We start from the raw sequence: 15,388 nt of genomic DNA, 5'->3' as shown, positions 1-15,388 counted from the left end.
ATAAAACGGTTATATCCAAACTTAGATAAATTTACTTGTATATGCAATTTTAAATATTTCTGGCACCCCATAACTGCACAGCATATTTTTGGATTAAATACGAATGCTCAATTATAGCACTTCAATAGCTGTATTCATTTCTACCGGATGCCCCGTGCACAACAGTATTCTTCCTTGTTCAACTTCGCGGTCTGTTAACACCTCATTATAGTCCATTCTTACTTTCCCCCTTGTACACTGCGAAATACACGTACTACACATACCGGATTTACAAGAATACGGCAACTTAATTTTATGTTCCAGCCCTATATCTAAAATAGATTTATTGTAGGGAACCTCTAGATGATAAGTTTTACCTTGAAAAGATAGTTCGATGGCATAGGTTGTTGTATCGACTTCCTTTTCAGTCTCATCATCATCATCCTCTTCATTTTCGGGCAATAGAAATGTCTCTCGTTTTATCTGATTGGAATCAAACCCCATCCCCAAAAGTGTAAAACGACATAAGTCCATATAAATCACAGGACCGCAAGTATAAAACAAAGCATCTTCCTTATTTCCAAACAAATGATCGTTAACAATAGCATGTATATAGTCTCTATTTAACCTGGCTTTCATCAAGTATTTACTATTGGAGTAAATCCACACAATAGTTAAGCGGTCAGGGAATCGATCTGCCCAGTGCTCCAATTCCGATCGGAACGGTGTTAACTCCAGCGTACTATTACTGTAAATTAAAACTATTTTGGACTTACTTTCAGCAAGAAGCGCTGTTTTCAGAATAGCATACAAGGGTGTAATGCCAATTCCTGCAGCAAACAAAAATAAGGTCCGAACCTTTTCTGCTTCAGGTTCATATACAAATAAACCCTGAGGTTCCATTGCATTCACGATATCCCCCTCCACAATAGTATGGTGGAGCAGTCGGGATATTTCCCCATTTTCGACACGCTTAACAGTGATACTTAAGGGCTCATTATTATCAGGCGAACTATTAAAAGAATAAGAACGACGTACCTCACGATCACCAAACACAAAAGAAAGTGTAATAAACTGCCCAGCTTTATAGGAAGGATAGTCTCCTGCTATAGACTCAAGCTGAAAAGTAATGTTATTATTAGGTTGGGGGATAATTTTTGAAATCCTTAATGTATACATAAATCAAACTTAGCTAAATTTGCCTTTATAAACAATTATAATTCTCTGGATACCTGCCCTAAGACTACCTTGAAGCGTTCTTAAAAGCATGCAAATTATATGTTACATAAATATCGTAAACCAAAATTCAAAACAATATATGCCACCCTAAAAGATGAATTTATAACAATTTTGTTGTATTACAATTAACAGACAATTCTTGCACAATATTTGTAAAATTTCACGTTATATTTATATCAAAACTAATCACAATAAGATTATATGCAAACACGCAGAAACTTCCTTCAAAATGCAGCAAAGGCTACACTAGGCATCGCTGTATCTGGATCAATATTACAAGATATTGCTTCCGCGAAAGCTACTGAATTAAATGCCGCTACCTTAAAGTTTTCCCAAGTAAAATTACCTTTCAGTTATGCCGCTTTGGAGCCTAATATTGATGCGTTGACAATGGAAATCCATTATACAAGGCACCATATGGCCTATATTAACGCCGTTAACGAAGCCATTCTTGCTGAAAACATCAAAGAAGCCTCAGAGGAGCAACTTCTAGCAAACATATCTAAGTACTCTCCTAAAGCAAGGAATAACGCTGGTGGAGCTTGGAACCATAACTTTTTTTGGGAAAGTCTGTCCGATAAGCCGAGCCAGCCCTCTGAAAAATTATTGACCATGATCAATAAGACATTTGGTTCTTTAGACAAATTCAAAGAACAATTTGCCGCAGCAGCAACCTCACGATTCGGTTCGGGATGGGCCTGGTTGATTTTGGATGACTCAGGTAACTTAAAAATTACCTCTACTCCAAATCAAGACAACCCTTTAATGGATGTTGCAGAGGTAAAAGGTATCCCCGTTTTAGGCCTTGATGTATGGGAGCATGCTTATTACCTGCACTACCAAAACAAAAGAGCTGATTATATTAAAAATTGGTGGAATGTTGTGAATTGGAAAAAAGTCAATGAAAGACTAGCATAAAAAAAGCTCGATTATTACTAATCGAGCTTTTTTTTATATCCGTTATGAACAACCTATCCCAACTTTTCTTTTAATTTGTTGACCTGAAAATCAACTAATTTTTGAAGTGGTCCAGAAGCGATCATCTTCATCATCATGTTGAGATCAGCATCTATAATAAAGGTTGCCTTTGTCACCGTATCAGCAACAACTTGCAATTCCCAACGAAGAGCAACTTCAAAAGGCGCCTTCTCCGACGGAACCAACTTAATAAATTGATTCTCACTACGCTCTTCTACCTTAAGAGCCAATTTTGCCATATTCTGAATTGTAAATCGAGCTTCGTCCGTAGTCGAAGACCAATTGTAGATATTTTCCGGCATCAACTGTTCATGATTGTTGAGATCCGCCAAAAATGCATACACCGCGCTGACATTTTTGTTGATTTCTGTTGTGTTCTGAATAGTAGTCATAACGATAAATTAATCTTTTTTATTGAAAATTATCTCCCCAAGTTGCAGGGTTCAATCGCCACTTTTTCAAGATCTCAATATCCTCTTCCAATACATAACTATTTTCAGCAGCGACCTGAATCAAAGCATCATAATTACATAAACTGAAATAAGGACATTTTGCATCGGCAAAATTATCAGTAGCTTGTTGCAATCCATAAGTAAAAATAGACACCAACCCAACAACATTGCAGCCAGCCTCACGTAATGCCTTTACAGCCACTAAACTACTCTTACCTGTCGAAATTAGATCTTCTATTACAACTACACGTTGACCGCTAACTACTTCACCTTCAATTAAATTCTGACGACCATGGTCCTTAGCTGAGCTTCTAACATAAGAAAATGGTAGTCCCAAATCCTGTGCTACCAAAACGCCTTGTGGAATACCTGCCGTAGCAACTCCAGAAATCATATCCACTGATCCAAACTCTTCTTGAATAAGCTTAGAAAGCTTTTGACGAATGTATGTACGAATCGCAGGATGAGATAAAGTGATACGGTTATCACAGTAAATTGGAGACTTCCAACCCGACGCCCATGTAAAAGGACTTTTAGGTTGCAATTTTATTGCTTTAATTTGCAATAAGGATTCAGCAACTTTTTGTTCAACCTCATTTAAATTATTCATGGCGCAAATTTATAAAATTTATATGAACGAAACCGTGCTAATTTTAGCAGATTTTGTTCCATCGAAAACCAAAAACCCACAAACAATTAGTTTTCAAGAGATTGACCTCCAAAAACTTTTCAAACAATCTGAAATTGATAAAGTTCCAAAAACATATCTCTACATCAACAAGGATTTTGAAACTGTATTTCAAAACTTAAAAAATAAAATTAAGCTCATCAAAGCAGCCGGTGGATTGGTGAAAAACGGTGATGGAGATTATCTTTTTATCTACCGATTAGGAAAATGGGACCTCCCTAAAGGTAAAGTCGAAGACAATGAAAAAATGCGGGAAGCAGCTGTACGCGAAGTTGAAGAGGAATGTGGCATTAAAATCAACTACTTAGGAAAAAAAATTACCACATCATACCATACTTATTTTTTGCGAAATGGAGAATTCGTCCTAAAAGCAACAAACTGGTATGAAATGGGAGTCAACAAAGTCCCTAAATTGATTCCACAAACCGCAGAAGATATTACAAAAGCGGAATGGCGTCATGTGGACCAATTTGAAGACATACGGAACAATACTTACCCTATTATCGAAAATATCCTCAAAAAGGCAAAATAAGTTGCCTTTTTGAGGTTCATCTGACACGAATAAAAAAGATCATACCTATTTTTATGTTATGGAAAATATAACAGGAAAAAGAGCCTTAATTACAGGTGGCGCGCGGGGATTAGGAAAAGCAATTGCCTATGCATTAGCGAAAGAAGGTGTTCATATCGCGATTACTGGGAGAAATGAAGCTGCTTTGAAGAATACGGCTGCGGAACTTGCCGAGCTAGGCACTGAGGTCACTTATGCCGTTTTTGACGTATCAAATTATAGTGCTGTACAACAGGAGATCGAGCAACTGAAAAACACTTTCGGCAGCTTTGATATCTTAATTAACAATGCGGGAGTGGCATCATTTTCCTCTGTGCTCGACATGGACGTTGCCGATTGGACATCGATCATTCATACCAATCTCTTGGGTACATACTTTGTTACAAAAGCTATCCTTCCACAACTGATTGAAAAAAATCAAGGCGATATCATTATGGTATCTTCGACTGCCGGATTAAATGGCGCGGCCACCACTTCCGCTTATAGTGCGTCAAAGTTTGGCGTCATCGGCTTCGCCGATTCTTTAATGCGGGAAGTACGGAAAAACAATATTCGTGTATGTACGTTAATGCCAAGCACGATCGCTTCCGATATGTCCAAAGAACTTGGACTTACCGATGGCGATCCAGAAAAAGTTCTCCAGCCTGAAGATTTCGCAGAGTTAGTAGTTGCCAATTTAAAACTACCAAGAAGAGCAATGCTAAAATCAGCATCTTTATGGTCTACAAATCCTTAACAGTTGAACCACGGTTCGCAAAGATTTAAATAAAGGCTTCTGAGGGGCTCTCTTTACAAAACAAAGAATTGATCAAGGCGGGAGCTTTCCTTGCTCCTGCCTTCTATAAACACGCAATTATGAGTCAATTATTTTCATCAGTAAATATTGGAAACCTCCAATTGAAAAATCGTTTGGTCGTATCTCCAATGTGCCAATACTCCGCAAAAGATGGTTTTGCAAATAACTGGCATTTGGTTCATTTGGGCCAGTTTGCAATCGGCGGAGCTGCAGCAGTAATACAGGAAGCAACAGCAGTTAGCCCTGACGGTCGAATCAGTGATGGAGACCTTGGTTTATGGGAGGACCAGCATATCGAAAAACTAAAAGAAATAACCGAGTTCATTAAAGAAAATAATTCCATACCGGGCATACAACTTGCTCATGCAGGCCGCAAAGCAAGCAGTAATAAACCTTGGGTCGGGCGGAATCAATTTTCACCAACGGATCCACAGGGTTGGCAAACAGTCGCCCCATCTCCGATCCCTTTCCATGCTGGAGATTATGAACCACAGGAGCTTGATCTAGACGCCATTGAAAATCTGATTGAACAATTCGGAACAGCAACGAAAAGAGCCATACAGGCAGGCTATGAAATTATTGAACTCCACGCTGCACATGGATATCTGATCCATCAATTTCTTTCACCACTGAGCAACTTACGGACAGACTCTTTCGGCGGGATCTTTGAAAATAGGATACGTTTTCTTATTGAAATTGTGAAAAGAGTAAAACGAGAAATAACAAGCCAAAGTTTATGGGTACGTATTTCAGCAACAGATTGGGCCGAAGCAGGCTGGGATCTACAGCAGTCTATAGCCTTATCGCAACTACTGTATACATTGGGGGTAGATTTAATTGATGTGTCGAGTGGAGGCTTGGTCTCCTATCAAAAAATAGATGTCGGACCAGCATATCAGCTCCCTTTCGCCATCGCGATTAAGGAACATACCAAGAATAACGTTGCCACAGTAGGTTTAATCAAAACGGCTATTCAAGCGTCTGAGATCATCGCACAAAAGCAAGCTGATTTAATCTTAATCGCACGGGGATTTCTTGATGATCCACATCTTCCATTACATTTTGCCAAAGAATTAGATGCTGACATCCCCTGGCCTAAACAATATGAAAGAGCAAAATAAGATGAAACATTGTAAAATAGTCTGTAGATGATCCATATCCTTAAGGAACAACCTTGTATAACAAACACAATGAGATAAGATTTAAAAATGAAATTAAACCTCAACAAGATACATCATATCGCTATTATCTGTAGTGATTATGAGCGTTCAAAGAAATTCTATACTGACATACTGGGCCTAGAGATTGCTAGAGAATACTATCGTGTGGAACGTGATTCCTACAAACTGGATCTCAAACTCAATGATCATTATATTATAGAACTTTTTTCGTTTCCATCACCGCCTAATCGGCTCAGCTTTCCAGAAGCCGCCGGTTTAAGACATCTTGCATTCGAAGTCGATAATCTCGACCTAGAATTAAATAAGCTCGAAAAAGCAGGTGTATCACACGAAGGGATCAGAATAGACGAGTTAACAAATAAATGCTTTACATTCTTCTTTGATCCTGATCAGGTACCAATAGAACTATACGAACGTTAAAACAGAAAGCGGCATTGATTAAAACCAATGCCGCTTTCTGTTTTATTAGTGTATCACTAAGTGATTACAATTTACGTTTTACTTCAACTTGTTCGTAAGCTTCGACAATGTCTCCTACTTGAATATCATTGAAACGGTCAATATTTAAACCACATTCATAACCCATTGAAACTTCTTTCACATCATCTTTGAAACGTTTCAAAGATGCCAGTTTACCAGTATGAATTACGACACCATCTCTGATTATGCGGATATCATTATTTCTATTGATCTTACCTTCTTTAACCATACATCCGGCAATCGTACCAACTTTAGAAATTTTGAAAGTTTCTCTGATTTCAACCTCAGCAACAATTTTCTCTTCAAATTTCGGAGCCAACATACCCTCCATCGCAGACTTGATTTCATCAATCGCATCATAGATGATCGAATATAAACGTACATCAATTTGCTCGTTCTCTGCCAACTTACGTGCGTTTTGTGTCGGACGTACTTGGAAACCTATGATGATCGCATCGGAAGCAGAAGCTAACAATACATCTGATTCAGAGATCGCACCCACTGATTTATGAATGATATTAACTTGGATCTCGTCAGTAGACAATTTCAATAATGAATCTGATAATGCTTCAATAGAACCGTCCACATCACCTTTAACGATAATATTAAGTTCTTTAAAGTTACCGATGGCCAAACGACGACCGATTTCATCCAAGGTAATATGTTTAGTTGCACGCATACCTTGCTCGCGTTGTAACTGAAGACGTTTGTTGGCTACAGTTCTAGCTTCAGACTCGCTTTCAAGAACATAAAGCTTATCCCCTGCTGTTGGCGCGCCTGCCATACCCAAGATTTGTACTGGAACAGACGGTCCCGCCTCTTTAACACGTTCACCTCTTTCATTAGTCAAAGCCTTCACTTTACCTGAATGCGATCCCGCTAAAATAGGGTCTCCAACACGTAATGTACCACTTTGTATCAATACCGTTGTCACGATACCACGACCTTTATCCAAAGCTGCTTCAATTACTGAACCAACAGCGCGTTTTTTCGGATCAGCTTTTAGATCTAACATCTCAGCTTCCAATAGAACTTTTTCTAATAATAGGTCAACATTTTCTCCCGTTTTTGCTGAAATCTCTTGCGCTTGGAACTTACCGCCCCAGTCTTCAACTAAGATATTCATCGCAGAAAGCTGCTCACGGATTCTATCAGGATTTGCTCCCGGTTTATCTACTTTAGTAAATGCAAATACGATTGGTACTCCCGCTGCTTGCGCGTGGTTGATTGCTTCTTTTGTTTGCGGCATGACAGCGTCGTCCGCTGCAATAACGATAATAACAATATCCGTCACTTTAGCACCGCGGGCACGCATAGCCGTAAAAGCTTCGTGACCAGGAGTATCCAAGAATGTAATTTTACGGTCATCCTCCAATTTCACCGCGTATGCACCGATATGTTGGGTGATACCACCAGCCTCACCAGAAGTAACGTTCGCCTTACGGATATAATCCAATAAAGATGTTTTACCATGGTCAACGTGTCCCATGACCGTTACAATAGGGGCTCTTGAAACCAAATTCGCTTCGTTATCCGGTTCCTCAAGTTCAGCAGTCTCCTCATCCTCAGGTTTGATAAACTCTACCTGATAACCAAATTCATCCGCTACAATTGTTAAAGTTTCCGCATCTAAACGTTGGTTAATTGACACGAACATACCCAAACTCATACAAGTTGCAATAATTTGGGTTACCTGAACGTCCATCAAATTAGCTAATTCGTTTGCTGTTACGAATTCTGTAACACGCAATACTTTCGCCATCATTTCTTGCTCCATTGCAGCTTCTTCTGCATGTTGAGCAACATCGTCACGTTTCTGACGTCTCAATTTGGCACGTTGCGCAAATTTACCAGATTTACCTGCACCACTCAAACGAGCAAGTGTTGCCTTAATTTGATCTTGGATTTCCTTTTCAGTAGGTTCTTCCTTATTCTCAACAGGTCTTCCCTTACCTCTATTGTCAAAACGATTACCGTGTTGCGGTCTCGTACCTTGTCCTGGTCTACCTGGGTGTTGGTTGTTACCTCCTTGTCCTGGTCTACCCGGATGTTGGTTGTTGTTTTGCCCTTGACGATTGTTCGGGTTGTTGTTAGGACCATGATTCCCTCCTCGGTTACCCTGTTGGTCCCGGTTGTTGGGATTGTTGCCATCACGCGGCCCACGGTGTTGGTTATTATGACCTTGCCCCGCATTTGGGTTTACTGGACCATTTGGATTCGTACGCTTACGCTTACGTTTCTCATTATTATTTCCAGCATTTGAAGATGAAGCCACTGGTTTGTGGGAAGGTCTAGCAGATGGTAATTCAATCTTACCAATGACTTTAGGACCTGTCAATCTCTCTGCACGAGCAGAAATAATTTCATCTCCTTGTTTTTTCACAGGCTCCACTATTGGAGTTACTGGTACAGCTTTCGGCGCTGTTTCTTCTTTTTTCTTGTCTTCTACCTTCACAGGTTCAGTTTTTGTCTCTACAACCGGAGTTGCTTTTACTTCAGTTTTATTTACTTCGGGTTTTTCTATTTCAGCTTTTGGTACAACAACTTCCGGCTTCTTTTCAATAACCTTTGGTTCTTCTTTTTTCTCTTCAACAATAGGCGCTTTGACTTCGGCTTCTTTCTTTTCTTCCACCTTAGCTTCAGCTTTAACCTCTACAGGTGTTTCTTTAACGGTTTTTGGTTCCTCCTTAACAGGTTCTTCCTTCTTGACCTTATTTCCGCCTCTATTCAATGCGTCCAGATCAATCTTACCAACCACCTTCATACCACCTTGATGAACGGGCTCCTCTACTTTTGCCGGAGTAGGTTCCTTAACAGAAGGGATTTCTACCGTATTTTTGACCAGGATTTCCTTGGATTCATCATGATCTTCGAAATCCTCATTCTTAGATGATTCCTTAGGAGAAGTGGACGGCGACTCCTCACGACGAATTTTGCCAATCACAATTTGTTTAGCTTCATCTTTCAGTGATTTGTCTCCCTGAAACTCTTTTAACAGCACACCATACATCTCTCCGCTCAATTTAGTGTTAGGCTTTGCTTCTACATCATATCCTTTTTTCACTAAACATTCCACGGCGGTATGTATCCCGATGTTGAGTTCCTTTGCTGCTTTAAGCAAGTTTGTTCCTTTTCCTTCAGTCATCTATAATATAAACTATTTTAATATAATTACAAAAATATGTTTTTTTCCATCCATAAACAATTTATTCCGAATGTTAGATAGAAAAAAATTAATGAGCTGAATTTTATTCAAATTCAGCTTGTAAAATACGTACAATCTCACGAACAGTATCTTCTTCCAAATCGGTACGTCTAACCAGCTCTTCCTCGCTAAGAGACAACACCGACTTTGCAGAATCCAAACCAACACGTTTCAATTCATCAATAACCCAGCTTTCAATCTCATCGCTGAATTCTTCGATATCAACATCTTCATCAAACTCGTCATTTTCGCGATAAACATCAATTTCATAACCAGTCAATTTACCAGCCAACTTGATATTGTGTCCTCCACGACCAATTGCTAAAGAAACCTGATCCGATTTTAAATATACAGCCGCAGTCTTATTTTCTTCATCGATTTTGATTGAGCTAATCCTTGCTGGACTCAAAGCGCGAGCGATATACAATGAATGATTTGTTGTAAAATTAATCACGTCAATATTCTCGTTACGCAATTCACGAACGATACCATGAATACGGGATCCCTTCATACCAACACAAGCTCCTACAGGATCAATACGATCATCATAAGACTCAACGGCAACCTTCGCTCTTTCTCCTGGTTCACGAACGATTTTCTTAATCGTAATCAAACCATCAAAAATTTCAGGAACCTCAAGTTCAAATAAACGTTGTAAGAACGCAGGTGCGGTACGTGAAATGATAATCTTTGGATTATTATTCATCATATCCACTTTATGCACAACTGCGCGAATGCCATCTCCCTTTTTGAAATAGTCAGCTGGAATTTGTTCTGATTTAGGAAGAATTAATTCATTACCATCCTCATCCAATACCAAGATTTCTTTTTTCCAAATCTGATAAACCTCACCAATGACCAACTCTCCTTCTCTATCTTTATATTTCTTAAAGACTTCGTCTTTTTCCAATTCCAAAACCTTAGATACAAGCGTCTGACGTGCAGCTAAAATTGCACGACGGCCAAAGCTTTCCAATGTGATCTGTTCAATAAAATCATCGCCTACTTCCAAATCTTCATCATGCTTTCTAGCTTCCGCCAATTCGATTTCAAGATCATCATCCTCTGAAAACTCATCTTCAACAACGACACGCGTCCTCCAAATCTCCAAATCTCCGTTATCTGGATTCACGATAACATCCACATTTTCATCCGTACCAAAACGACGACGGATCATACTACGAAAAACCTCTTCCAATACTGTAATAACAGTAGGTCTATCGATATTCTTAAACTCCTTAAACTCTTGAAAAGAGTCTATCAGATTGATGTTGCTGTTACTCATTATTATTAAAATGAAATTACCACTTTTGTTGCTTTTATTTGATCAAAAGGAAGTTCTTTTTCTACCTCTTGTGCTTTTTTACCTTTTTCTTTTATCTTCTGAAGAACATTGATCTTCATCTCGTCTACGGTCAATAATGTACCTTCAACTTTTGTATTATCGTTCAACTTTACCTGAACTGTACGACCAATATTCTTTTGGTACTGTCGGATATTAACAAAATTAGCATCAATACCTGGAGATGAAACCTCTAAACGGTAAGCGTCATCAATTACATTTTCCTCCTCCAAGTGGAAACCAACATGACGGCTCACCTGTGCGCAATCATCAATATTCACACCATTATCTCCGTCCAAAAGAATCTCAAGAATTTTATTTGGGCGCATCTTCACGCTGACGATAAACAAATCCTCGCGATCTGCAATTTTTTCCGCGATGAGTTCAATAACTCTCTTTTCTATATGCTGCATTGTTCTGTTTCTAGAAATGCTAAATTAATTGAATTAAAAAAAGGGGGCAATACGAGCCCCCTTCCTTTCAGATATGCAAATATAGCATTTTATAAAATAAAAAACAAAATTAGATAGATTGTTTTTATATTCGACACCCCTACATTCCCTATAAAAACAAGCTATCGATCGCTCCTCGGTCATAGAAATTATCTTCACAGTGCAACTATATCGTAAAAAAACGCAGACAATTCTCTACTATTTTGAACCATCTACCACCGCATTAATTGTTTTCTGCATTTGCGCCATCATACTCGTCAGCGTTTCCATTGTTGGCTCTGGCGTAGGCTCAGGCAATTGTGTACTGATAAAAGCCTTCGCTTTCCATACTTCAAGAATGTCCGCAGTCTCCACCCAATAAGGTTCATATGTTTTATTGTCTGAAACGAGCTTCAAACCCTTATCTTCTTTAAATTTAAAAGCGATACGCTTATAAACCACGCCATCTTCCTTAGACAATATAACATAGGTACTCCCCGGCTTGATATCATGCCAGTTCTCCACATACTCCGCTACAATAATGGACCCCGATGGCAAAGGTAACATCGAGTCTCCCTTTATTTCAAAAGCACGAAATGTCCCTTGACCAAACATAGGCAGCGAAAACTTAGGCAACTCAGCAACATATTCCGGATCACCATACCCATTTAAATACCCGGCACTAGCCTTAACCGGAACAAGTTCGATATTTTCACGATCATCCGCATCTACAGTCACACTAAGCACCCTTAAATTTGAGGCATTGCTTTTGGGAACCGGCTTCCATTTATCATCAATAACATCGTTTGCCAATTCATCCATAGTCAAACCATAGAATTCGGCAATCTTCTTTAATAACTCATATTTGGGCTCTGCTCGATCTTCCTCGTACGCGCCCACAGACGCACGCTTAATTTCCATAAGATCAGCAAATTGTTGCTGTGTGATTTTTTTTCCTTTTCGAAGGAACTTCAGATTGGACGAAATATTTGACATATTATTTTTTCAAAAAAATATTTTGCAAAAACTAATTTTATTAGTAATATTGTGCCAATAAAATTAGTAAATATATTTTAAACGTCCAAATAATTTAGCATTATGAACAATTTTATTGTATATATATCAACTGACAACAATCGTAAACACTTCAAAATCAGCCTCAGTTCCAACATCTTTAGTACAGTAATGGAATTACAGCAATCCAATAGTTTTATTTTCAACCAAGGCCCCAGTTTAAATCGAATAATCTACACAGAATCTTTCACGAATTCAGAGACCGCCAATAAGAGAATAAGCGAACTGCAACATTTTACAACCATGCAAGTCGAACGGCTCATTCGTAAATACAACCCTAACTGGAATAATCTTTTTCCACAGCAACACCAAGCGTTCGCCAAAAGAGATTCCAACCATGCAGCCTAGCATAAAAAAAGCCACCTTATTTAAACTAGGCGGCCATCTTTATTTTTTAGATAGAATCCTCTTTAAGTAGTATCAGTTTTGACTACCAACCTCCTCCAACGAGGATGACCCTTCGCTACTCGTTCCACTATCAGCACCTTCAGTATGATTACGCTCAACAGGATGCTCCGCTCCTTCTTCCTCAGGTCCGATAAATCCTTCATCAGCGGGCTCTTCTACCTGTGTAGAATCACTCTGATCTGGCTCTGGATCACTATAACGCGGAGTTTCGCATTTGTAAGATTTCGTAATTTCAACTGTAGGGCTAGGAAACTTACCTTGCGTATACCCCAGCTGTTTATCTTTATAAACAGACTCCATATACACCCCAAATATCGGTAATGCTGTACGAGAACCTTCTCCCGAATGAGAATTTTTAAAGTGAATACTCCGCTCGTCACAACCAACCCAAACACCTGTAACCAAGTCTTTGGTCACCCCCATATACCAGCCATCCACATATTCCGAAGAAGTACCTGTCTTTCCGCCGATTTCATTTTCTTTATCAAATAAATCCCATTCCCACAATCCTTGAGATGTACCACCAGGTTCTTCCATACCACCGCGCAACATATACGTCATCAACCAGGCGTCTTGCTTATCCACCACTTGTTTACGCTCCGCCTGAAAAGTAGCAATAACATTGCCATCATGATCTTCGATCTTAGACACTAATAAAGGAGTGACACGCTCACCATGATTCATCATCGTCGAGTACCCATTCACCATTTCAAAAACAGAAACATCATTAGGCCCTAACCCCACAGAGGCAACGGGATTTAATTTACTTGTGATACCACAACGATGGGCCGCATCAACAACTTTCGCAGGCGTAACCATATCAGTTAACTGAACCGTAACCGAATTGATGGAACGTGCCATCGCATGACGCAATGACATTTCACGATAGGAAAAATTCCAGTCTGCATTTTTGGGTTCCCATATCTCCACGGAATCCCCTTTATCAATCTTGATCGTAACAGGCTTGTCGGTAATCTTATCACACGGAGACATCCCTGACTCCAAAGCAGCCAAGTATACAAAAGGTTTAAATGTAGACCCCGCTTGTCTCTTCGCCTGCATCACGTGATCATACTTAAAATATTGATGGTTTATTCCACCCACCCATGCTTTAATTTCACCCGAATACGGATCCATAGACATCATGCCTGCATTTAACATCATGGCATAATATTTCAAAGAATCCATTGTAGACATATCCTTTTCGATCTTACTACCATCCTTCCAATTATAAACTTCGATCTTCTTCTTTTTATTTAGGAAGTAATTGATGCTATCAGGGGTATTTGCATATTTTTTACTCAAAAAAGCATAATAAGGAGTTTTCTTTGCCAAATTATCCAAGAAGTTGGGGATAACCTTACCTGATAAATCACGCCAAGGCTCCTGTCCCTCCCAGGTGTTATTTAGACGTTGCTGTAATTCAATCATTTGTTTCGCCACAGCCTCTTCAGCATGCTTTTGAAGTTTAGAATTTATCGTCGTGTAAATTTTCAAACCGTCTGTATAGATATCATAATTGTTATCCTCAGACCATTTTTCCAACCACTTAGCTACTGCAGCACGTAAGTAAGAATCTCCACCCGCATTAAGATCTTGACTATTTGTATTCAAAACAATCTTCTCCTTAACCAGATTATCATACTCTTCTTTTTTCAGAAAACCACCTTTATACATTTGACTTAAAACGGTGTTTTTTCGCACAAAAGCATTTTCGGGATTACGAATAGGATTATATAAAGTCGTACCTTTTAACATGCCAATCAAAACAGCAGCTTCGGTCTGATTCAATTGATTCGCTCCTTTTGAAAAATAGCGCTTTGCAGCAGTTTCAATCCCATAGGCATTATTACTGAAGGATACCGTATTTAAATACATCTCCAATATCTGATTTTTGGAATAACGTTGCTCCAATTTATAAGCCGTCATCCACTCCTTAAACTTCGTGATCACCAAGCCCGCGACGGGAAGACGCGTCAACAATCCACCGGCCTTATTATAACGTGTACGATAAAGATTTTTAGCTAACTGTTGCGTAATTGTACTTGCACCACGCTTATCCCCTTTTAATGTAGAGATAATACCTGACCCTAGACCAAAAAAATCAACACCATTATGACTATAAAAACGCACATCCTCAGTTGCTATCAACGCATTAGTAACAGACTTCGGAATGCTATCAAATGGAATTGGATTTCTATCCTCGTCGAAATAACGACCAATTAAAACACTATCTGCCGTGTATAATTCCGTGGAGATATTCACACTGGGCATAACAATATCCTTTTTTGTCGGAGAATAACCAAAGAGCCACAGAAAATTCAATTGTATAGCACACACCAATATAATGATAAAATATATTGCTATAAGGAGATAACGAAGAATCCTATTCTTAATACGTTTAAACATAAATGGAAATTTATCTTATATTCAACACATCCGACCAGCAAAAGGTTTTACGCCCGTCCAATATGCCTTTTTATCTATTTTCAGGGGCTAAATATACAACTAAATAAATCGCTGTAATCAACTATTTACATTTTTTAACAATAAAAAACACCCGC

Annotated in this window: 14 protein-coding genes; 6 read left to right on the top strand and 8 right to left on the bottom strand. The window is 38.9% G+C overall.

What is annotated here, in order from left to right:
* Positions 1-111: 111 nt before the first annotated feature.
* The gene (locus tag L1283_RS09935; RefSeq protein ID WP_075993369.1) at positions 112-1,158 is read right to left on the bottom strand and encodes a ferredoxin--NADP reductase; all 1,047 of its coding nucleotides are present in this window, start codon (positions 1,156-1,158) and stop codon (positions 112-114) included.
* 261 nt (positions 1,159-1,419) lie between these two features.
* Between L1283_RS09935 and L1283_RS09930 the strand changes: the two genes are divergently transcribed.
* A complete protein-coding gene (locus L1283_RS09930; RefSeq protein ID WP_075993370.1) occupies positions 1,420-2,136 on the top strand; it encodes a superoxide dismutase in 717 nt (238 codons plus the stop codon).
* Positions 2,137-2,189: 53 nt separating this feature from the next.
* On the opposite strand, the gene L1283_RS09925 is transcribed toward L1283_RS09930, so the two are convergent.
* Positions 2,190-2,588 (bottom strand): SRPBCC family protein, encoded by a 399-nt coding sequence (locus L1283_RS09925; protein ID WP_075993371.1) that lies wholly within the window; start codon positions 2,586-2,588, stop codon positions 2,190-2,192.
* Positions 2,589-2,607: 19 nt separating this feature from the next.
* Entirely contained in the window at positions 2,608-3,258 is a 651-nt protein-coding gene (pyrE, locus tag L1283_RS09920) for an orotate phosphoribosyltransferase (RefSeq protein WP_070567741.1), read from the bottom strand.
* Between the two features lie 22 nt (positions 3,259-3,280).
* Between pyrE and L1283_RS09915 the strand changes: the two genes are divergently transcribed.
* The 4 genes from L1283_RS09915 to gloA2 all read left to right on the top strand — a co-directional run bounded on the left by L1283_RS09915 (position 3,281) and on the right by gloA2 (position 6,304).
* Positions 3,281-3,868, top strand: coding sequence for an NUDIX domain-containing protein (locus L1283_RS09915; RefSeq protein ID WP_232475558.1), 588 nt, complete (start codon positions 3,281-3,283; stop codon positions 3,866-3,868).
* 58 nt (positions 3,869-3,926) lie between these two features.
* Complete coding sequence (locus L1283_RS09910) at positions 3,927-4,643, top strand: 3-ketoacyl-ACP reductase (RefSeq protein ID WP_286848099.1); 717 nt, start codon at positions 3,927-3,929, stop codon at positions 4,641-4,643.
* A 119-nt stretch (positions 4,644-4,762) separates the two neighbouring features.
* Positions 4,763-5,824, top strand: coding sequence for an NADH:flavin oxidoreductase/NADH oxidase (locus tag L1283_RS09905; protein WP_088163629.1), 1,062 nt, complete (start codon positions 4,763-4,765; stop codon positions 5,822-5,824).
* Positions 5,825-5,911: 87 nt separating this feature from the next.
* A complete protein-coding gene (gene gloA2 / locus L1283_RS09900; protein WP_145328632.1) occupies positions 5,912-6,304 on the top strand; it encodes an SMU1112c/YaeR family gloxylase I-like metalloprotein in 393 nt (130 codons plus the stop codon).
* A 64-nt stretch (positions 6,305-6,368) separates the two neighbouring features.
* Here gloA2 and infB read toward each other — a convergent pair whose 3' ends face one another.
* The 4 genes from infB to L1283_RS09880 all read right to left on the bottom strand — a co-directional run bounded on the left by infB (position 6,369) and on the right by L1283_RS09880 (position 12,338).
* On the bottom strand, positions 6,369-9,509 hold the full coding sequence (gene infB / locus L1283_RS09895) for a translation initiation factor IF-2 (protein ID WP_429626087.1): 3,141 nt from the start codon (positions 9,507-9,509) through the stop codon (positions 6,369-6,371).
* A 103-nt stretch (positions 9,510-9,612) separates the two neighbouring features.
* Positions 9,613-10,854: a transcription termination factor NusA gene (nusA, locus tag L1283_RS09890; RefSeq protein ID WP_070567754.1), complete on the bottom strand. Its 1,242-nt coding sequence runs from the start codon at positions 10,852-10,854 to the stop codon at positions 9,613-9,615.
* 5 nt (positions 10,855-10,859) lie between these two features.
* Positions 10,860-11,324, bottom strand: coding sequence for a ribosome assembly cofactor RimP (rimP, locus tag L1283_RS09885; protein WP_075993376.1), 465 nt, complete (start codon positions 11,322-11,324; stop codon positions 10,860-10,862).
* Positions 11,325-11,561: 237 nt separating this feature from the next.
* Entirely contained in the window at positions 11,562-12,338 is a 777-nt protein-coding gene (locus L1283_RS09880) for an XRE family transcriptional regulator (RefSeq protein WP_075993377.1), read from the bottom strand.
* 102 nt (positions 12,339-12,440) lie between these two features.
* On the opposite strand from L1283_RS09880, the gene L1283_RS09875 reads away from it, so the two are divergent.
* On the top strand, positions 12,441-12,764 hold the full coding sequence (locus tag L1283_RS09875; protein WP_429626086.1) for a GIY-YIG nuclease family protein: 324 nt from the start codon (positions 12,441-12,443) through the stop codon (positions 12,762-12,764).
* Between the two features lie 72 nt (positions 12,765-12,836).
* Here the strand turns inward: L1283_RS09875 and L1283_RS09870 are convergent, their stop codons facing one another.
* Positions 12,837-15,233, bottom strand: coding sequence for a penicillin-binding protein 1A (locus L1283_RS09870; protein WP_286736060.1), 2,397 nt, complete (start codon positions 15,231-15,233; stop codon positions 12,837-12,839).
* Between the last annotated feature and the right edge of the window lie 155 nt (positions 15,234-15,388).

It is taken from the genome of Sphingobacterium sp. HSC-15S19 (genome assembly GCF_050433745.1).
GTDB lineage: Bacteria > Bacteroidota > Bacteroidia > Sphingobacteriales > Sphingobacteriaceae > Sphingobacterium > Sphingobacterium siyangense.
The sequence above is the reverse complement of the archived record's forward strand: the minus strand, read 5'-3'. Positions and strand labels throughout refer to the sequence as shown.

Bases quoted from the DNA above. Each gene is read 5' to 3' on its own strand.
- L1283_RS09935 (WP_075993369.1), bottom strand. From the start codon at position 1,158: ATGTATACATTAAGGATTTCAAAAATTATCCCCCAACCTAATAATAAC.
- L1283_RS09930 (WP_075993370.1), top strand. From the start codon at position 1,420: ATGCAAACACGCAGAAACTTCCTTCAAAATGCAGCAAAGGCTACACTA.
- L1283_RS09925 (WP_075993371.1), bottom strand. From the start codon at position 2,588: ATGACTACTATTCAGAACACAACAGAAATCAACAAAAATGTCAGCGCG.
- pyrE (WP_070567741.1), bottom strand. From the start codon at position 3,258: ATGAATAATTTAAATGAGGTTGAACAAAAAGTTGCTGAATCCTTATTG.
- L1283_RS09915 (WP_232475558.1), top strand. From the start codon at position 3,281: ATGAACGAAACCGTGCTAATTTTAGCAGATTTTGTTCCATCGAAAACC.
- L1283_RS09910 (WP_286848099.1), top strand. From the start codon at position 3,927: ATGGAAAATATAACAGGAAAAAGAGCCTTAATTACAGGTGGCGCGCGG.
- L1283_RS09905 (WP_088163629.1), top strand. From the start codon at position 4,763: ATGAGTCAATTATTTTCATCAGTAAATATTGGAAACCTCCAATTGAAA.
- gloA2 (WP_145328632.1), top strand. From the start codon at position 5,912: ATGAAATTAAACCTCAACAAGATACATCATATCGCTATTATCTGTAGT.
- infB (WP_429626087.1), bottom strand. From the start codon at position 9,509: ATGACTGAAGGAAAAGGAACAAACTTGCTTAAAGCAGCAAAGGAACTC.
- nusA (WP_070567754.1), bottom strand. From the start codon at position 10,854: ATGAGTAACAGCAACATCAATCTGATAGACTCTTTTCAAGAGTTTAAG.
- rimP (WP_075993376.1), bottom strand. From the start codon at position 11,324: ATGCAGCATATAGAAAAGAGAGTTATTGAACTCATCGCGGAAAAAATT.
- L1283_RS09880 (WP_075993377.1), bottom strand. From the start codon at position 12,338: ATGTCAAATATTTCGTCCAATCTGAAGTTCCTTCGAAAAGGAAAAAAA.
- L1283_RS09875 (WP_429626086.1), top strand. From the start codon at position 12,441: ATGAACAATTTTATTGTATATATATCAACTGACAACAATCGTAAACAC.
- L1283_RS09870 (WP_286736060.1), bottom strand. From the start codon at position 15,233: ATGTTTAAACGTATTAAGAATAGGATTCTTCGTTATCTCCTTATAGCA.